At 58.2% G+C, this 16,793-nt stretch carries 15 protein-coding genes; 4 read left to right on the top strand and 11 right to left on the bottom strand.

All coding sequences use genetic code 11. From position 1 onward, the window contains the following. Positions 1-81 precede the first annotated feature (81 nt). Positions 82-909 (bottom strand): 5'/3'-nucleotidase SurE, encoded by an 828-nt coding sequence (gene surE, locus A9Q02_RS04245; protein ID WP_097651116.1) that lies wholly within the window; start codon positions 907-909, stop codon positions 82-84. 277 nt (positions 910-1,186) lie between these two features. Between surE and A9Q02_RS04240 the strand changes: the two genes are divergently transcribed. Continuing rightward, the gene (locus tag A9Q02_RS04240) at positions 1,187-1,963 is read left to right on the top strand and encodes a metal-dependent transcriptional regulator (protein WP_245860332.1); all 777 of its coding nucleotides are present in this window, start codon (positions 1,187-1,189) and stop codon (positions 1,961-1,963) included. Between the two features lie 677 nt (positions 1,964-2,640). Here A9Q02_RS04240 and A9Q02_RS04235 read toward each other — a convergent pair. The 5 genes from A9Q02_RS04235 to A9Q02_RS04215 form a co-directional block, all read right to left on the bottom strand. After that, on the bottom strand, positions 2,641-2,844 hold the full coding sequence (locus tag A9Q02_RS04235; protein WP_097651115.1) for a YgaP family membrane protein: 204 nt from the start codon (positions 2,842-2,844) through the stop codon (positions 2,641-2,643). A gap of 130 nt (positions 2,845-2,974) precedes the next feature. Beyond that, a complete protein-coding gene (locus tag A9Q02_RS04230) occupies positions 2,975-3,655 on the bottom strand; it encodes a Crp/Fnr family transcriptional regulator (protein WP_097651114.1) in 681 nt (226 codons plus the stop codon). A 90-nt stretch (positions 3,656-3,745) separates the two neighbouring features. Further along, the gene (locus A9Q02_RS04225; protein ID WP_097651113.1) at positions 3,746-5,242 is read right to left on the bottom strand and encodes a sensor histidine kinase; all 1,497 of its coding nucleotides are present in this window, start codon (positions 5,240-5,242) and stop codon (positions 3,746-3,748) included. Beyond that, positions 5,239-6,108 carry an ectoine/hydroxyectoine ABC transporter substrate-binding protein EhuB gene (gene ehuB / locus A9Q02_RS04220; RefSeq protein ID WP_097651112.1) on the bottom strand — a complete coding sequence of 290 codons (870 nt, stop codon included), beginning with the start codon at positions 6,106-6,108 and terminating at the stop codon, positions 5,239-5,241. The genes A9Q02_RS04225 and ehuB overlap by 4 nt, the downstream gene beginning before the upstream one ends. A 137-nt stretch (positions 6,109-6,245) precedes the next feature. Next, positions 6,246-7,490, bottom strand: a complete 1,245-nt coding sequence (locus A9Q02_RS04215; RefSeq protein WP_097651111.1) for an ABC transporter permease — start codon at positions 7,488-7,490, stop codon at positions 6,246-6,248. A 178-nt stretch (positions 7,491-7,668) separates the two neighbouring features. On the opposite strand from A9Q02_RS04215, the gene A9Q02_RS04210 reads away from it, so the two are divergent. From A9Q02_RS04210 to A9Q02_RS04200, 3 genes are read left to right on the top strand one after another with little or no spacing between them, the layout of a single operon-like run. After that, entirely contained in the window at positions 7,669-8,187 is a 519-nt protein-coding gene (locus A9Q02_RS04210) for an acyltransferase (RefSeq protein ID WP_281256868.1), read from the top strand. Positions 8,188-8,191: 4 nt separating this feature from the next. Further along, complete coding sequence (locus A9Q02_RS04205; protein WP_097651109.1) at positions 8,192-8,809, top strand: DUF1405 domain-containing protein; 618 nt, start codon at positions 8,192-8,194, stop codon at positions 8,807-8,809. After that, positions 8,806-9,978, top strand: coding sequence for a hypothetical protein (locus A9Q02_RS04200; RefSeq protein ID WP_097651108.1), 1,173 nt, complete (start codon positions 8,806-8,808; stop codon positions 9,976-9,978). The genes A9Q02_RS04205 and A9Q02_RS04200 overlap by 4 nt, the downstream gene beginning before the upstream one ends. Positions 9,979-10,192: 214 nt before the next feature. Here A9Q02_RS04200 and dhaM read toward each other — a convergent pair whose 3' ends face one another. The 5 genes from dhaM to glpK all read right to left on the bottom strand — a co-directional run bounded on the left by dhaM (position 10,193) and on the right by glpK (position 16,788). Continuing rightward, positions 10,193-10,927, bottom strand: coding sequence for a dihydroxyacetone kinase phosphoryl donor subunit DhaM (dhaM, locus tag A9Q02_RS04195; protein ID WP_097651107.1), 735 nt, complete (start codon positions 10,925-10,927; stop codon positions 10,193-10,195). Then, positions 10,924-12,150, bottom strand: coding sequence for an anaerobic glycerol-3-phosphate dehydrogenase subunit C (locus A9Q02_RS04190; RefSeq protein WP_097651106.1), 1,227 nt, complete (start codon positions 12,148-12,150; stop codon positions 10,924-10,926). The genes dhaM and A9Q02_RS04190 overlap by 4 nt, the downstream gene beginning before the upstream one ends. A gap of 100 nt (positions 12,151-12,250) precedes the next feature. After that, positions 12,251-13,492: a glycerol-3-phosphate dehydrogenase subunit GlpB gene (gene glpB / locus A9Q02_RS04185; protein WP_097651105.1), complete on the bottom strand. Its 1,242-nt coding sequence runs from the start codon at positions 13,490-13,492 to the stop codon at positions 12,251-12,253. Between the two features lie 4 nt (positions 13,493-13,496). After that, entirely contained in the window at positions 13,497-15,200 is a 1,704-nt protein-coding gene (glpA, locus tag A9Q02_RS04180) for an anaerobic glycerol-3-phosphate dehydrogenase subunit GlpA (protein ID WP_097651104.1), read from the bottom strand. A 91-nt stretch (positions 15,201-15,291) separates the two neighbouring features. Continuing rightward, positions 15,292-16,788, bottom strand: a complete 1,497-nt coding sequence (glpK, locus tag A9Q02_RS04175; protein WP_097651103.1) for a glycerol kinase GlpK — start codon at positions 16,786-16,788, stop codon at positions 15,292-15,294. Positions 16,789-16,793: the final 5 nt, after the last annotated feature.

The following is a 16,793-nucleotide window of genomic DNA, read 5'->3' as shown; positions in this document are numbered from 1 at the left end:
CACTTTCAGGCATGCCTTTATGCGAAGGGAAGGTTCCAGGTTCCTTGATCGTTCAGGGCGCTGCACTGCGCCTTGATACGCTCAATCTGCACTCTGACGCCTGTCCCTTGTCTCAGATGTCAAGTCTTGCAGCGCAGCCGACAGATCGAAACAGGCTGCCGTTGTCGGGGTCAAGGGTGTGACCGAAATGTACCCCTCGCGAACCGCGCCATCGTCGCTCGAAGGGGCAAATGCAGGCATACGCTCACGCACAAATCGTATGCCAAGATGACGCTCTTCAGGAGTATCAATAGGCACGGCGACATCCAATTCAACCACATCGCCATAGAAAAAAGCCGACAACTCCGTCTGGCGAAAACCACGTATGTCAGCCAGATCATGTACGTGGGGCACATTGACATTCAGCACCAGTGGCCCCTGACCACGGACACGCTCAAGCAACGGAAAGGTCTGCACCGCCGCCCACGTCGCGGTTGCCCAGGGCATCGGTGCATCTCCGATAAACATCTGCGAAACCGCCAAAGCGGGCATGCCCCAGAAGGCCGCAAACATCGCCGCGCCAACTGTACCACTCAGCAAGACATTGGTACCTGTATTAAGCCCCCGGTTGATCCCCGAAACAACTATGTCAGGGCCACCACCAGGGAAGGCACGAACCCCAGCGAGCACACAACCGACGGGTGTGCTATTCACGGTATAAGCCTCAATCCCAGCATATTCAGGGGTAAGGGGTTGAGCAGCCTTCATCGTCAACTCGCGCTGCATCGGTAACGCCATACTCGTGCCACTCTGCTCAACCTCAGGGGCCACAATCGTGACGCTACCCAACCCGGCATCACGCAGGGCCGCAGCGAGCATCCACAGACCGACGCTCGCGATGCCATCATCATTCACCACCAGTATCTGCATTGCTCTCCGCTCCTTCTGGTGAAGAAAAAACAAAACGCACGCCAAAGGTAGCACCTCGGCGTGACCCTCTTCCTATAATACCGCGTTCTGCCTACAAGCGCTACTATTGCCTCAAAGAGATCGGCATGCTATACTAAAAGTAGTTTGAAACCGAAACACTACAGCGTGAGCGATCCCTCCGCTCTGGCTACGAACATCGATCCAGGCGGGCCTACGTGCAGGCTGTGGCACTCAGATGAGTCAGGTATTCGGCACGCACCGCTGGAAGGAAGCAATTATGGGAGATCCTGCGATGGCGAAACGTGTGCACCAGCGCACGCGCACGTTAGCCAGTTCTGGCGGGCCGACTGATAAAGAGCGTGACTATCTCGAGATTATTTATGCGCTCACCCAGAGTGATGAGCCAGTCATTGCTGCTTCACTCGGGCGTCGGCTTGGGGTGCAACCGCCCACGGTGAGTCACGCGCTCCAGCAATTGGTTGACAAGGGCTTCATTCTGCGTGACGAACGCAACCAGATCACCCTGACGAGCCAGGGGCAAAAACTGGCCGAAGAGATTGTCCAGCGCCAGCGCGTGCTTGAGCACTTTCTCGCCAGGGTGGTCGGTATACCCTGGCATCTGCTCTATGTTGAAGCCGCCCGCCTTGAGCGCGTGCTCTCGCCCATCCTGGCCGAGCGCGTCTTTAGCCTCGTTGGGCCCGTTACGAGCTGTCCCCACGGGAACCCCATCCCAGGGCGTAGCCAGACATACATTGGCGACGTACGGCTTGATACGGCCACCGTCGGCACGATGTTTACGATCCAGCGCATTGCCGAAGAAGCTGAAGCTCAGGTTGATCTGATGCGTTACCTCGAACTCAACAGCCTCACCCCCGGAACCCAGTGTTTCATCCCCGACACGTCGCCGGTCTATGGCGTCACCTTACGTCGCTGCAACCAGAATATCACCGTCTCCCCCGAGGTAGCTGCGGTCGTCTGGGGTGACAGTGCGTTGATTACGGAAGCTCGCCAGGTGTTCGGTTTTGGCGACGAGGCCGCCACAGGCGTCACCTAACGGCGTGGCACGGTGCAGCACCGTGGCGTGGCGTTTTGGCGGCGCAGCCGCCACAGGCGTCACCTAACGGCGCGGCACCGTATGGCACCGTGGGTGGCGTGGCGTTTTGGCAGCGCAGCCACCACAGGCGTCACCTGACGGCACGGCACCGTATGGCACCGTGGCGTGGCGTTTTGGCGGCGCAGCCGCCACAGGCGTCACCTGACGGCACGGCACCGTATGGCACCGTGGCGTGACGTTTTGGCGGCGCAGCCGCCACAGGCGTCACCTGACGGCACGGCACCGTATGGCACCGTGGTGTGGCGTTTTGGCAGCGCAGCCGCCACAGGCGTCACCTGACGGCGCGGCACGGTGCGGCACCGTGGCGTGGCGTTTTGGCGACGAGGCCGCCACAGGCGTCACCTGACGGCACGGCACCGTATGGCACCGTGGCGTGGCGTTTTGGCGGCGAGGCCGCCACAGGCGTCACCTAACGGCGTGGCACGGTGCTGCACCGTGGCGTGGCGTTTTGGCGACGAGGCCGCCACAGGCGTCACCTGACGGCGCGGCACGGTGCGGCACCGTGGCGTTGGGTTTTGGCGGCGCAGCCGCCACAGGCGTCACCTAACGGCACGGCACCGTATGGCACCGTGGCGTGGCGTTTTGGCGGCTGCGCCGCCAAAACGCAACACCAAAACTTATTTACGTGAGCCGGTGCGAATGCCGAAAGGCAAGTAGAGTGGGCAGAAACTGATTACACTCGTTGCGACAAAGACCACGGCCAGAATGCCGAGGATAATGGCCAGCCAACCGCTGATCTGACCAGTGGCAATTAACAGCCCAACAACAACCGCTAGCGCGACCCGAATCCCACGATCAATCGTTCCCATATTCTGCTGCATCAACGTGCTCCTTCTCTTTGTATGCTTGTGAGGATGAGTATACACGCACGCCTCCTCATCTGTCAGTGACAATGTCACCGAAGGAAGCCCCATGCCACAGATTCGTTGGCGTTGGGCCAAGTCTGTCTTTTCAACTCGCCTCAGCCCGTTCGACCAACGCCTGACGATCAAGGATCGTCACACTCCCTCGGGCCACCCGTACTAGCCGGTCATCAACAAAATCGGCCAGAATGCGACTAACGACCTCACGTGATGTGCCAAGTTCGACGGCAATCTGTTGATGGGTAAGGCTAAGCGTCGCCTGCAGCGGGTCACTTCCTCGCAATAAAAATTGGGCAATGCGCACATCAAGACGCCGAAAGGCAATCTCATCAACGACGGCCATCACGGTCGACAACCGTTGCGCAATCAGTTGAAAGATATAGGCCCGCCACGCGGGATACGTATCGATCCATCCCTGAAAACTCGTCTGCGGAATAACAAAAGCCTCGACCATCTGCTCAACGGTCGCAATGGCTGGAAACTGACGTTCACTGAGCAAGCAACTTGCCGTCAGAATGCAACTCTCACCACGGGCCAACCGATAAAGCGTCAGTTCGCGCCCGGTCTCCCCAATTTTAAAGACTCGCACCTGCCCACTCAGCAGGATCGAAAACGACGTACAGGCATCGCCTTCGCTAAAGATCGTGGCCCCCTCAGGCAAACGCATCAGCATCGCTTCATGACGAAACGCACGGGTGATCGCTGTATCTGGATGGGCCAGAAAGGGCAAAAGAGCAACCGCCTCAGTCCATTGAGCCTCAGTAAGCATGCGTCTAGTTTTCCTTCTTTTGACGAATCATGTGATCGGTTCGCGAGCGTTGGGGTGCAGCGTACTGTGTCCTTACCGGAAGACAGACGACTAACGCATCGAGCGTGTCTCGGCAAGATCCTGACACCAGGGCGCTCGTGCAATAGGGATGCGCACAACGAAGGTCGAGCCCTGTTCAAGCACACTCGTCACCTCGATCGTGCCCCTGTGCAGATCGACAAGTTGGCGCACAATCGCTAACCCGAGCCCGCTCCCATACTCATTCGCTGTGCCACGCCGATGAATCTGACGGAATTTATCAAAGAGATGCGGCAGCGCGTCAGCAGGAATGCCCAGGCCCGTATCACGAACCGAGAGCAAAACATATTGCGCCTCTGTTGCAATCCCTACTTCGATGATGCCCCCAGGTCGCGTAAATTTGATCGCATTTGAAAGCAGATTATTGATTAGTTGATAGAGCCGCATCCCATCACCACACACCATTGTTTCAATACCATCAATGTGGTAACGAAGATCGATCTGTTTGGCGATCGATGTATGTTGCAAAGTGTCAATTGATTGGGTAACGATCTGACTTAGATAAATAGGCTCGCATTCCAGTTCGATCTTGCCGGCTTCGAGACGTGAGAGGTCAAGTAACTTGCCAACCAGGTCGAGCAACTGACGTGCCGACAGTTCAATCTCTTCATTGAGCCGCCGCGCTCGCTCGGGAAGATCCTGCGTTGTACGCACCATGTCGGTCAGGTTAATAATCATCCCGAGGGGCGAACGAAGATCATGGGAAGTGACCGCAAGCAGATTATCTTTAAAGGCATTGAGCGCCTCGAGGCGCCGATTGGCATCGGCAAGTTCAGCGGTACGCAGCGCAACACGTTCTTCCAATTCGGCATTGAGGCGACGTACTTCCTCTTCGGCACGAATGCGCTCTTCAAGTTCAGCTTCAACCTGGGCGATCAAGGCCAGATTATGTTGCGCAAACGCCTCACGCTCACCTTCGGCCTGTTGACGCGCCCTGGTCATAACGATCAGGATCACACAGACACCCGTGAGCATGATCACTGCCACACCAAGCGTCCAGGTAAAAACGGTCTGTTGACTATCCGCCATCGCCCGTAGATTCTGGCGAAGGGCTTGATCAAGCACATCAGCTTCTTGCTCAACCTGATGAAAGGCGACCCGCAGCACCGTTTCAGCTTCGGGCGAGCGTGGATCACTCAACAGCCATACGGCAAGGTGCTGACGGAAAGTCGCGACTTCCTCCGCAATAGCCACGCCACCATTCATCTCGTCATGCGTTGCTTGAATCTGATTCAGTGCTTGCTCAAGCAGGGCCAGGCCACGTTCACGATCAAAAGACGTACGATCAGCTTGAGCGAGCGTAATATGCAAAAATCCATGCGCAAGATCGAGCCGTGCCTGCCGAATCGTATCAAGGGCCAGCAGGGTGCGCTGGGTTGTCTGACGTTGATGGATATACAACATTCCAAAGATGACACAGATCAAGACTGACAGACTAATAGCCGCCCAGATCCAGGCTTGAGGATCAAGCTTAAGAAGTTGGTTAATGTGTTTAGAGCGTTGTCTCATTGGCGTAAGACCTCAGCCGTAGTGATGGAGCCGGGCAACTCTGCAACGCCAAAGCCAAATGGAGCAATCAGGCGAAGATGTTCCGAGGTACCAATCAACTCTTTGAGCACATCATTCCAGGCACGCCGGAGCTGTTCGTCACCACGACGAAAGCCAAAAGCCCCATAGCCCAACCCTCGCGTCAGGGTCGCATCAGGGGGCTCAAAGGGTTCAGCGATCTCGGTGGTCTGAAATTGCCCACTTGCACGTATCCAACGCAACGTTGATGCGCTTAACGCAAGCGCATCGGCAAGCCCGGTCTCCACCGCCACTAGTCCAGTCCGGGCATCAGGCACCGCCAGCGTACGCTGCCGAGGCAAGGCCATCTCTTTGAGCAGGATGGCCTCAACCGAACCCGACAAGACCGCAATGACGGCATCAGGATGGGCAACGGCCTGCTGATACGATAACAAATGCTTGGGGTTGCCCTGGGCAACAAGCAAGGCCTGTTGGACATGAAATGTTGGTTCCGAAAATGCTACCCGTGTCGCCCGCTCGGGCGTAATAAACATGCCCGCGGCAATCACATCAAACCGCCCACGCTCGAGATCCGTGATCAAGGCATTGAAATCAGTCTGTACCCACTGGATCGAGTCAATGCCAAGCCGCGCCACGACATAACGTGCCAGATCGGGCGACTCGCCAGTAACCTGCCCCCCGGCGTGCGCATAGGCAAAAGGGGCTTCGACAGCATACCCGATACGAATCTTGCCATCGCGTTGCAGGCTGGTCAACGATTGATCACGGGGTACACAGGCAACCATAGCTGCTGAAAGCAGGATCAGCAGCAACAAGACAAACTTCCCAGCCTGTAGTTTCTGTCCCATCGCTGGTCACTATTTCTGGCTTGCCTGAGCCTGCGGGCGGCTTGCCCGCATCCCCGACGATAGCACACGAGCCACCTGTGCTCGCAGATGTAGACATATTGTACTGCATCTAGCCTAACGCTCGCATAACAATTTGATCATTGTTTATCGTAGGGTTTGCCGACCGCAGCCGGGCCAACTGCGCGGCCAATCAGACCAGCGAGCACAACCATCGTGACGAGGTACGGCAACAGTTGCAAGAATTGGGTTGGGACTGGGACATCGAATACCTCGACATTCAAAATCTGAAACCTGATCCCCAACGCCTCAGAAAAACCAAAAAGTGACGCCCCTCCAAAGGCCCCGAAGGGTGTCCATTTGCCAAAGATCATCGCGGCAAGCGCAATGAAGCCTTTGCCAGCCGTCATGCCATCATCAAAACTGCCGACCGTTTCAAGCGAAAACCAGGCTCCACCAAGCCCGGCAATGGCTCCACTGAGGGCCAGGTTGAGATAGCGCGTCCGGATCACGTTAATCCCCACCGTATCAGCAGCTTTCGGATTTTCCCCAACGGCACGCATGCGGAGGCCCCAGCGCGTATAAAAGAGGACTACATGCGTGAGGAGTACTAGCATAACCATTGTAAAGAAGATCGGCTTGCCCACAAAGAAGAGGGGGCCAATGATGGGGATCTCGCTGAGCAACGGAACCGAAATTTGCGGCAACGTGACCCGGCCGCCACTTGAATCAACAATGAACTGGCGTCGCAAATACCCGGTGACCCCAATCGCCAGGATATTGATGACGGTGCCACTGATAATCTGATCGGTGCGCAGACTGATCGATAGCACTCCATGGATCAGAGCCATGACCGAGCCGAGCATCACGGCAGTCGCCACGCCAAACCAGATGTTCCCCGTGAAGACAAATGCGGCAAAGCCAAAAGCCGCACCAGTCAACATCATCCCTTCGATCGCAATATTGATAATCCCCGAGCGCTCGGCATAAATCCCGGCCAGCGCACCAAGGGCAATCGGCGTCGCGAGGCGTAATGACTCACCAATCAGGCTTGCCGCATTGGTCTGCTTACCCGCCGCAGCCCAGATCAAAATCGCAGGCAAAATCAGGGCAACGCCGCTCCAGAGCCCCCAGTTGCCCAGGCGATCAAGGCGCGGCACAAGGGCGACAACCCCGGCAATAAGCCAGACCAACCCGATCAGGATCAGCGACAAGGCTGTCGGCAATTCGAGCACGAGATTGGGAATCCCAAAGGTGAGCCTCGTCGTAACTGTTGGCTCAACGCCGAGCTCAGCGAAGTTTCCAAGAATGATGAGCAGACCCAGAAGGGTAAACCCGACGGCGATAACTTGACGCCGTGTCACGCCCCGACGACGCTCTGGCATGACCTGTGATCCTTTCGGTGCAGAAGCGGTGCTGCTGTTATGATACCATGAGATCTGCAGCAAGCATGCGTGGGGGGTGAGACCTCACAGGTCTTGAAGACCTGTGAGGTCTCAGGCGGGGTTTTGTTGCTCACAAGTCCGTCCGCGCTCCCAGGAAAGCAAGAATGAGGAGTTGTGTGTGAGTGACCATAATGCAAACGATAAGCAATCAGGACGCAAGGCCCGCCTCAAAATTTCACCCTCGCCAGGTTTACATAATGCGCTCTGGTATTATCGGCAGGTAACAGGGGGCTATGCACGCGTCACGCGCAATGCGGTCTTGATCCAACTGGCCCGGTATCTCCCCTGGATGCCCGTAAAAAATATGCTCTACCGTCAAATCGGGATGCGTGTCGCCCCGCATGCTTCGGTAGGGTTGATGGTGATGTTCGATATCTTTTTTCCCGAGGATGTGACCCTCGGCGAGGATTGCATCATCGGCTATAATTCAACCATTCTCTGTCACGAGTTTACCCGCCATACCTGGCGCCGTGGGCCCGTGGTGATCGGTCGTGATGTCACGATCGGGGCCAACTGTACCATTTTGCCGGGGGTCGTCATCGGCGATGGAGCCACCGTGTCGGCGATGAGCCTGGTCAATCGCGATGTTCCGCCCGGTGCGTTTGTTGGTGGGATTCCCATTCGTCCTTTACATTAGCACTATGCAACACTTTTTACGCTTACTCCACTGGATTTTAGATCTTATTTTACGTCAGCCACTGCTCTTCTGGTCAGCGATGGGGGCCAACCTCATCGGGGTTGTCTGGGGGGGCTGGATCTGGTACGGTCCGCAACTGGCGGCGGCTCCCTGGTGGGCCTGGCTCTTTATTCCCGATTGTCCAGCGGCGGCACTCTGGGCTACCATTGCCTTTCTTGGGCTACGCTACGGGCGCGACTGGGGCTGGTTCAACGCCTTTGCTGCCTTTGCATGCATCAAATATGGCCTCTGGACGCTCGCCTTCTGGCTCCGCCACTGGTCAGTTGTCGGTACGTTTGAACCGCTTGAAATCATGCTCTTCGTCTCGCACATGGGGCTCACCGCCGAGGGCGTGCTGTTGGCCCTTCACATTGGTTCGCTGAGTCTGCCTGTCCGCCTGAGCATCATCGGTTGGTTTGCGCTCTCGATCTGGGTTGACTATGGCCTGGGGCACCACCCCCCGCTCACGTACGCTGTGCCAGTTGCGTTTGTCTTCTGGGTCGCAACCGGCCTGACCGCACTGCTCGGCCTGGCCCTGCTGCTCCTCCCTGCTCGTCTAGAGGTATTAGAGAAGAAGCTATGAGCGAATATCAGTACTATGAGTTCCAAGCCGTTGACCGCCCTCTCACCGCCGAACAGAAGGCTGCGATGCGCAAACTCTCCAGTCGCGTGGAACTGAGTGCAACGCAGGCGGTTTTCAACTACGCGTATAGCAACTTTCGTGGTGAGCCGTTGAAGGTGCTTGAGCAACACTTTGATGCGTTGCTCTATATTGCCAATTGGGGTTCCAAGCAATTGGCGTTTCGTTTTCCCAAAAACGCCCTTGATCCTGAACAACTTCAGCCCTATCTACTCGATGCCGAGGAGAGTTGTTCCGCACAGGTAGCGGTAACGGCGACCCACGTGCTGCTCAACCTGAAACTGAATGAGGAAGAGGGCTATGGTTGGATCGAAGGTGAAGGCTTGCTTGATCCCTTGATCCCGCTCCGTGAGGCGCTGCTGCAAGGTGATCTGCGCGCACTCTATCTCTACTGGCTCCGCGCTGCCAACGAGCGGGCCGGGTGGGTGATGGAGGAGGAAGAAGACGAAGAAGATGAAGACGACAATGTTGCCGAGCCTCTGGTTGAGCCGCCTGTCCCTGCGGGGCTAGGCCAACTCGATGAAGCGCTGCAGGCGTTGGTCGAGTTCTTCGAGATCGATCGCGATCTCATCGCCGCCGCCGCCGAGCAGAGTCCAGCGCTGACGGCCAACGAAGAACCCCTCGCCGCATGGATTCCGCTGTTACCCGAAGAGGAACGCAATGCCTTCCTGTTGCGCGTGGTGCAGGGCGAAGCTCATGTTGGGGTTGCCCTGTGCCGTCGCCTCCGCGAGGTGGGCCGTGCCTCCAGCATGGCGGTACGCATTGGGCCGCAACGCACCTTCGCTGAACTCCAAGCTATCGCTGAAGTCCAGCGCTCACGGCGCATTCAGCGCGAACGCGAAGCAGCAGCGCAGGCACGGCTCGCACGGCTCGACGCCCTCGCTCAGCGCGAGGATGCGCTCTGGGAACAGATTGCAATCTTGCTTGCCAAGCGTACGGCAAGCAGCTACGAAGAGAGTGTGGGGTACCTAGTCGAGCTTCGCGAGCTGGCGATCCATCAGCAGAAGCGGGCGGCATTTGACGCAAAACTGGCCGACGTCATTGCCCCGTATGCAAAGTCTACCGCGTTGCAGCGACGGCTCCAAGAGAAGCGCCTTCTGCCATCACCCTAAACGCATCGCCTCCTGGTTTGCGAAGCTTACCTGCGTGGCATGATTCTGTCGGCAAAGGCCGACTTCGCTCTCGGGAGCCGCACGCGGAGTGCCGACTTCAGTCGGCACTCCGATGAGTGTCGATGGTACAGTAGCCTGAAACCTTCTCTAAGGCGCAAAGATGCGTATAGCGCTCCATCAAACCTTTGCGCCTCTGCGCCTCTGCGCCTTTGCGTCAAGATTGCGACGCCTCGCCAAAATTCCCTTCAACCAGGCGGGTCAAGGCGGCAATCGCTTCGGCGGCGTCGTCGCCTTCGGCACGGATGTAGAGGCGCTGGTTGGTCGAGAGTCCAATCTTCATAATATCGAGCATCGCCTTGGCATTGCCTTCGGGACGCTCGGGGCGGTCGAGGTTGCGCACGCGCACAGTGCTGGTAAACTGAGTTGCCTGTTGCACAAAACTGGCTGCTGGACGCATGTGCAGGCCGTGCATATGGCGCACAATGAGGGTGGTCTCGGCGCTGTTCGTGGCCGGTTCAGGCTCTGCCACGGCTGCCTTTGCGGACACCAACGCAGGAGCATGCTCAGGGATATTCTTCGACTCGAGCGCCCGCATTGCGGCTGCGGCAACCTGTGCGAGATCGGCATGAGGATGCAACGCTTCCACTGCCGCCATCAGCGCTCCTTCAACAAGCGGCGCCCCACTCAAGAGAAAGGGTAGACCACTCAGTTCCAGGCTGATCTCGGCGCTCATCACGGCACTGCCCATATCTACCAGGGCAAGTACCCCGTCAGTGCCCTGAAGTGTTTCAAGCGCTGCGTTGATCAAATCAACCGATGTTCCAAGTTGACCGTCGTGCGTGCCGCCAGCGGCGGCAATCGGCACCTTGCCCTGCGCCATCTGCCCGGCAAGTTCTTTGACCCCCTGGGCGATCGCGGCACTGTGTGAGATAATAAGCAAGCCAATCATAGTTCAAGACCATATGCTTCGGCAAGAATTTCAATCGGGTGTTTGCTGGCAACCCCGGTCCCATGGGTAATCTGCCAGCGGCAGGTCTCACTGTCACACAGCGCCAGATCAGAGCCAGAGCGTTTGACCATCGCAAAAAGCTTGGCGCCTACGTCCATTCCAATCTGATACTTCTCTTGCTTCAAGCCGTAGGTTCCGGCAATCCCGCAGCACTCGGCATGACTCTCTTCGAGCACCAGACCAGGGATGAGGCTCAGGACATCCATCGCCGGGCTACCAAGGCGATGCGCCCGGTACTGACACGGCTGGTGGTAGGGCAGATGCCGTTCGATCGGGCGAAAGTCCGTCTTCAGTTCACCCCGTTCGGCCAGGCTGCGCAGGAACTCGAAGATGTCGTAGGTTCCCGCCGCGACGGCCTGGACATCTTCGCTGTGCAACGCCAGAATCTCGGGGGCCTCTTCTTTGAGGGTCAGCGTACAACTGGTGCTTGTGCCGACAATCGGGATGCCCTGGCGGGCATAGCTTACCAGGGCCTGAACATTGGCTTCGTGGGCGCTGGTGGCCGCTTTGAAGTCGCCATTCGAAATTAGGGGCAGGCCACAGCACTGCTGTTTCGGCAGGAGCACCTCGAAGCCGTTATGCTCGAGCACGGCGATGGCTGCTTTGCCTACATGCGGCTCATAGAAATTGGTGGCGCAACCGTGGAAGAAGGCAACCTGACGCCGCGCTGTTGTTGGGGCGCGATGCTTGCGGAACCACGCCCGGAAGGTGTAGGTACTCGACGCAGGCAGCGGGGCTTTGCGATGAATACCGATCACCTTCTCGACGGCCCAGCGTGCTGGTGCTAATCTGAGCCCAAAATTCAGCAGCGGCGCATGCGGCCCACAACTCATCCGTCCAACTAGGCCAGCCCGGGCAACCAGCCAGTTGCGGAAGGGCAAGCCCCTTTCAGCAACAATCTGTGCACGCGCCCGTGCATTCAATTCGGCAATCTTCACCCCTGTGGGGCAGACCTGATTGCACACGCGACAACCTGAACAGTAATCGACCGAAGCATCGGGCACCGGCTGCCCCTCGTGGCGAAACCGCTGCGCCTGCGGACCAACATACTTTGGCCCCGGAAAGGCATCCGTGACCGCAGCCACAGGACATGCCGAGGTGCAGATATTGCATTTGATGCAGTGATCGAGCGACTGCGTGAGCGAGAGTTCAATATGATCCATTGCGTACGCCTATCTATGAGCTTTCATTGCCATGCCGGGAAGGTGCGCCAATGACGCACGTGCCCCAGACAAATCCATCGTCCATTCAAACCTGGTCGTCTCACAGTTGCCCGGCGGCAAAACCAGTGGCAAGCGCAATGCCTTCAAGGCAGCCTTCCCGAATGGGGTCACAGTCAGCCAGCGCCGAACCCACCACGGCAACATTGGTATAGACAATCTGATCAGCCGCATCAAGCGGGCGCAATTGTGCATCAACGGCAATACCCGCACGGAAGACCGGGTGCCCTGCTTCATCGAGAAAACGGGCCTGAAACCAATCGCTACGTCCAGAGGGCGTCCGCACCGGCAACCCGAGGGCCGTTTCGTTAACCACCCCGGTATGTTCCGCCCGCAGACCGCCCCCCATGATGCCGCCGGTTGCCAGCACCCATCGACGCGCCATATGGCGCTGTTCACGCGACGCCGCTTCGCTGAAGACAGCGTGAAGATGCGAACCCGAACCTTCACCACGTAAAACCCAGCCACCGATCTGGATACGCCCACCGGCCTTCGTCAGCGCCTGCTCAAAGGCCTGGAAGAGCCGCATCCCCGGCACCGAGGTTGGCAAAGTTGGGATTTCAAAAATCAGCGCTCCAGTGAGCGCCTGCAATTCGCGTACTACCTCCACGGCGTTGTACAACCCGAGCACCGCCGGCAAGCCGACGCGGGCATAGCCACCCTTGCGCACCAGGACTGCCAGTTGCCGCCCGATCGCTGCCCGAAACGCCGGGCGCTCGAAGAGGCGCGCTACCACCACCGGGCTAAAGTCGTGCGAACGCTCCACCGGAGGTAGCTCAAGATAGACGCCCTCGGCGGGGTACCCCTGGGCACGCAGGTTTGCCGCAATCAAAGGCGGAAAAAAATCACGGAGCTCGTGTAGGCCGACAATCAAGGTTGGACGACCATCGCCGAGTTGACGCGCTTCACCATTGACCATGGTGGCGGGCACAAATGCGGTCGGACGCAATGCGCCCAGGGCCGTTGGCATCAAGAGGTTGCGTCCGGCATTGCCGACCAGCGGATACCCGGCAGCCTCGCCAACACCGCGTACCCGTGTGAGGGCCTGCTCGAGCGCAGCGACCCCCGCCAGGGCATAGGGGTGTGCAGGTTTGGCTTGCACCAATTGATTGATGGCCCCGAGCGGATCCTCAGCCTCGGCGAGCAGATCAAGGCATCCCGCCGCCCAGTGGGTACTGCCATGCCCTTTGGCAAGTACCATTACTCGCTCGCCGCGTTCGGCCCGCCCCAGGGCCGCCATCATCCCAGAGAGGCCCGCCCCAATTACGATCGTCTCATAGTTCATGCTACTACGCCTTCACATACTCGGTTGCGACTGCGGGATTATCGGTCACCAGGCCACCGCCCTGTTCGGCAATTGAGCGCAGCCGATCTGCCCCGAGGACGCCAACATAGATCAACTCATCGAGGCGCGCCTGCCGCAACTGATCCCCCCAGAGCACCGGCACCAGGCCCTTCCACCGCGCCTGCAAGAAGTGCAACAGGGCATCATTGCTATTGGCCTGACTGAGCCCATCCTCACCACGACGCTCAAAGAGCAACGCCGTCGTACGATAGATGCACCAGCCACCCTGGCACGGCCCCATGCCCATCCGCACATCGCGGCGAATATCATCAAGGTTCTTGGCTCCGGCATCAATTGCCGCCAGCACCCGCGACCGCGAGGCCATTTCGCATTCGCAGATCAGGTCGGCAAAACTCTGCTCGCGCTCAACCTCAGAGAGATGCTTGCCAAGCCAGTAGAGCGGGGCGCGCTGCAGCGCCTCAACCTCAGCGGCAACCCTTGCCCCTGGGCCAGTCGTGCGAATCGGTGGGCGAAAGGTCGTCTGATGTTCGGTCGGCGGAAGCGGCAGCGGCTCCTCGGCGGTACGACAGGGTCGCGTATTGCCCAGGCGCTTCGCAAGCGCATCAACCGACTCTTCCGCCATCAGGCGATACGTTGTCCATTTACCACCAACAATCGAGAGCATCCCCTCGACGCCGTCGCGCTCGGCGTGATCGAGCAATTTGAAGGTGCGCGGAATATCACGATCGTTGACAACATCACGATCCTTGTAGAGGGGGCGCACGCCGGCCCAGGCGCGCAACGCACGGTACTGGCTAAAACCGGGGAGCAGTTTGTCACCCTCTGCAAGCATAAACTGGATCTCATCAGGCTCGATCCCATAGACATCGGGATCAGGCACATGCACATCGGTCGTCCCGATGACTGCTACTGTGTGGATCGGCACAATGATGTCGCCATCATCGGGCAATTTGCAACGGTTGACCACCGTATTGACCATGCGATGGTTCATCGCCACCATCGTGCCTTTGCCCGGCAGCACCGTCACCGTCACCCCGGCCATCGCGGCAATCTTGCCAGCCCATGCCCCGGCTGCGTTAAGCACATATGCGCACAGGATGCCGATGCGTTCGCCATTGCGCAGATCCTCCACGACCGCCCCGGTCACGCGATCACCCTCGCGTACCAAATCAACGACATGGTGATAGGTCCAGATCTGAGCGCCATACTCCTCTGCCGACAATGCCGTCGAGCGAGTGGCAAGAAACGAGTCAGCCGAACCATCCATCACCTCAAAGACACGCGAGATCTGTGGATTGAGCATCGGCTCACGGCGCAACATCTCTTGCACCGAAAGCTCTTGCACGGGGACACCGGTGAGGCGGCAATTTTTCACAAAGACATCGCCATACGCCGGGTCATCCCATGGGGTCGTCACAAAAAAGCCAGAGGTATCCTCAAGACAATGGGGCATAATTTTGCGCAACACCACATTTTCACGGGCACACTCAGTCGCTGACTGGGGATCTTTGGTGACATAGCGCCCCCCTGAATGGAGCAAGCCGTGATAACGTCCGGTCGTACCGTGGGTCAGATCGCCCTTCTCGACCAGGATCGCCCTGATGCCACGCATCGCCAGGTCACGCGCACACCCCGTTCCTGTCGCCCCGCCACCAATTACCAGTACATCAGTCTCAATCGTTCGCATAAGCTTTTCCCGGCGTTAAACAAGGTTTTAGTTGTCGATGCGATCAGCGTGTGCTGAGCCAGACAAGCCTGGCTCAGCACATGCACCGGCTTTATTCAATCCAATCGAAGGTACGCGTCACCGCCTTCTTCCACTGCGCAAAGAGCGTATCACGCTGATCGGCGCTCATCTGCGGCTCCCACCGCTTATCCATGCCCCAGTTCGAGCGCATTTCGTCGGTATTCTTCCAATAACCCGTCGCGAGCCCGGCTGCATAGGCCGCCCCGAGCGCCGTCGTTTCGGCGACCATCGGGCGTACGACCGGCACGCCGAGGATGTCGGCCTGGAACTGCATCAGCAGGTTGTTGTAGACCATGCCACCATCAACCTTGAGTTCCTTGAGCGTCACGCCTGAGTCTTTCTCCATCGCATCAAGGACTTCGCGGGTCTGATAGGCGGTCGACTCGAGCACAGCCCGCGCAATATGGCCCTTGTTGATAAAGCGGGTCAGACCGACCATGACGCCACGGGCATCCGAGCGCCAGTAGGGGGCAAACAGCCCCGAGAAGGCCGGCACAATATACATGCCGCCGTTGTCTTTGACCGTACGGGCCAGATTTTCGACATCGGGGGCAGTATTGATCATGCCGAGGTTATCGCGCATCCACTGCACCAGCGAACCAGTCACCGCAATCGAGCCTTCAAGCGCCCAGACAGCGGGATCATTGCCAAACTTATAGGCTGGGGTCGTCAACAGACCACTCTTGGAATGCACAAGACTCGTACCGGTATTGAGCAACATAAAGTTGCCGGTACCATACGTGTTCTTCGCCTCGCCGGGGCTATAGCAAGCCTGGCCCACCGTTGCCGCCTGCTGGTCACCGAGAATACCCGCCAGTGGCACCCCACTGAGCACCCCTCGGCACGCGCCATAGACCTCGCTCGATGAACGAATCTGCGGGAGCATCGAGCGCGGAATGCCCATAATGCCCAGGATCTCATCGTCCCAATCGAGGGTCTCCATGTTCATCAACATGGTTCGCGACGCATTCGAGACATCGGTAATATGGAGACCGCCCTCGACCCCGCCGGTGAGATTCCAGGCCACCCAGGCATCCATATTGCCAAAGACAAGCTCACCAGCTTCGGCAGCCGCACGGGCACCCTCAACATTGTCGAGGATCCAGCGGATCTTCGGGCCCGAGAAATAGGTTGCCAGCGGTAGACCAACCTTCGCCCGGAAGCGATTCTGGCCACCATCCTTCGCAAACAGATTGACCAGCTGATCGGTGCGGGTATCCTGCCAGACAATCGCATTGTAGACCGGCTTGCCCGTCTTGCGATTCCAGACGAGTGTTGTCTCGCGCTGATTGGTAATGCCAACCGCCGCAAGATCGCTCGCCGCCAGTGAGGCCTTCTCAAGCACCCCGATGATCACACCCTGCGTGCGCTGCCAGATCTCATCAGCATCATGCTCAACCCAACCGGGCTGCGGAAAGATCTGCGTATGCTCACGCTGATCGACATTCACAACCTTGCCGTCGTACGTAAAAATCATACACCGCGTACTTGTCGTACCCTGGTCAATTGCAGCGACATACTTTGCCATACGAA

Origin of the sequence: Candidatus Chloroploca asiatica (assembly GCF_002532075.1) — a bacterium.
Taxonomy (GTDB): Bacteria; Chloroflexota; Chloroflexia; order Chloroflexales; family Chloroflexaceae; genus Chloroploca; species Chloroploca asiatica.
This window is presented reverse-complemented; position numbering and strand designations above follow the sequence as displayed.

What these genes read in the sequence shown, in the direction of transcription:
- glpB (WP_097651105.1), bottom strand. Translation starts at nt 13,492, where the DNA reads ATGAACTATGAGACGATCGTAATTGGGGCGGGCCTCTCTGGGATGATG.
- glpA (WP_097651104.1), bottom strand. Translation starts at nt 15,200, where the DNA reads ATGCGAACGATTGAGACTGATGTACTGGTAATTGGTGGCGGGGCGACA.
- A9Q02_RS04230 (WP_097651114.1), bottom strand. Translation starts at nt 3,655, where the DNA reads ATGCTTACTGAGGCTCAATGGACTGAGGCGGTTGCTCTTTTGCCCTTT.
- glpK (WP_097651103.1), bottom strand. Translation starts at nt 16,788, where the DNA reads ATGGCAAAGTATGTCGCTGCAATTGACCAGGGTACGACAAGTACGCGG.
- A9Q02_RS04205 (WP_097651109.1), top strand. Translation starts at nt 8,192, where the DNA reads ATGCAACACTTTTTACGCTTACTCCACTGGATTTTAGATCTTATTTTA.
- A9Q02_RS04215 (WP_097651111.1), bottom strand. Translation starts at nt 7,490, where the DNA reads ATGCCAGAGCGTCGTCGGGGCGTGACACGGCGTCAAGTTATCGCCGTC.
- dhaM (WP_097651107.1), bottom strand. Translation starts at nt 10,927, where the DNA reads ATGATTGGCTTGCTTATTATCTCACACAGTGCCGCGATCGCCCAGGGG.
- A9Q02_RS04200 (WP_097651108.1), top strand. Translation starts at nt 8,806, where the DNA reads ATGAGCGAATATCAGTACTATGAGTTCCAAGCCGTTGACCGCCCTCTC.
- ehuB (WP_097651112.1), bottom strand. Translation starts at nt 6,108, where the DNA reads ATGGGACAGAAACTACAGGCTGGGAAGTTTGTCTTGTTGCTGCTGATC.
- A9Q02_RS04240 (WP_245860332.1), top strand. Translation starts at nt 1,187, where the DNA reads ATGGGAGATCCTGCGATGGCGAAACGTGTGCACCAGCGCACGCGCACG.
- A9Q02_RS04225 (WP_097651113.1), bottom strand. Translation starts at nt 5,242, where the DNA reads ATGAGACAACGCTCTAAACACATTAACCAACTTCTTAAGCTTGATCCT.
- A9Q02_RS04190 (WP_097651106.1), bottom strand. Translation starts at nt 12,150, where the DNA reads ATGGATCATATTGAACTCTCGCTCACGCAGTCGCTCGATCACTGCATC.
- A9Q02_RS04235 (WP_097651115.1), bottom strand. Translation starts at nt 2,844, where the DNA reads ATGCAGCAGAATATGGGAACGATTGATCGTGGGATTCGGGTCGCGCTA.
- surE (WP_097651116.1), bottom strand. Translation starts at nt 909, where the DNA reads ATGCAGATACTGGTGGTGAATGATGATGGCATCGCGAGCGTCGGTCTG.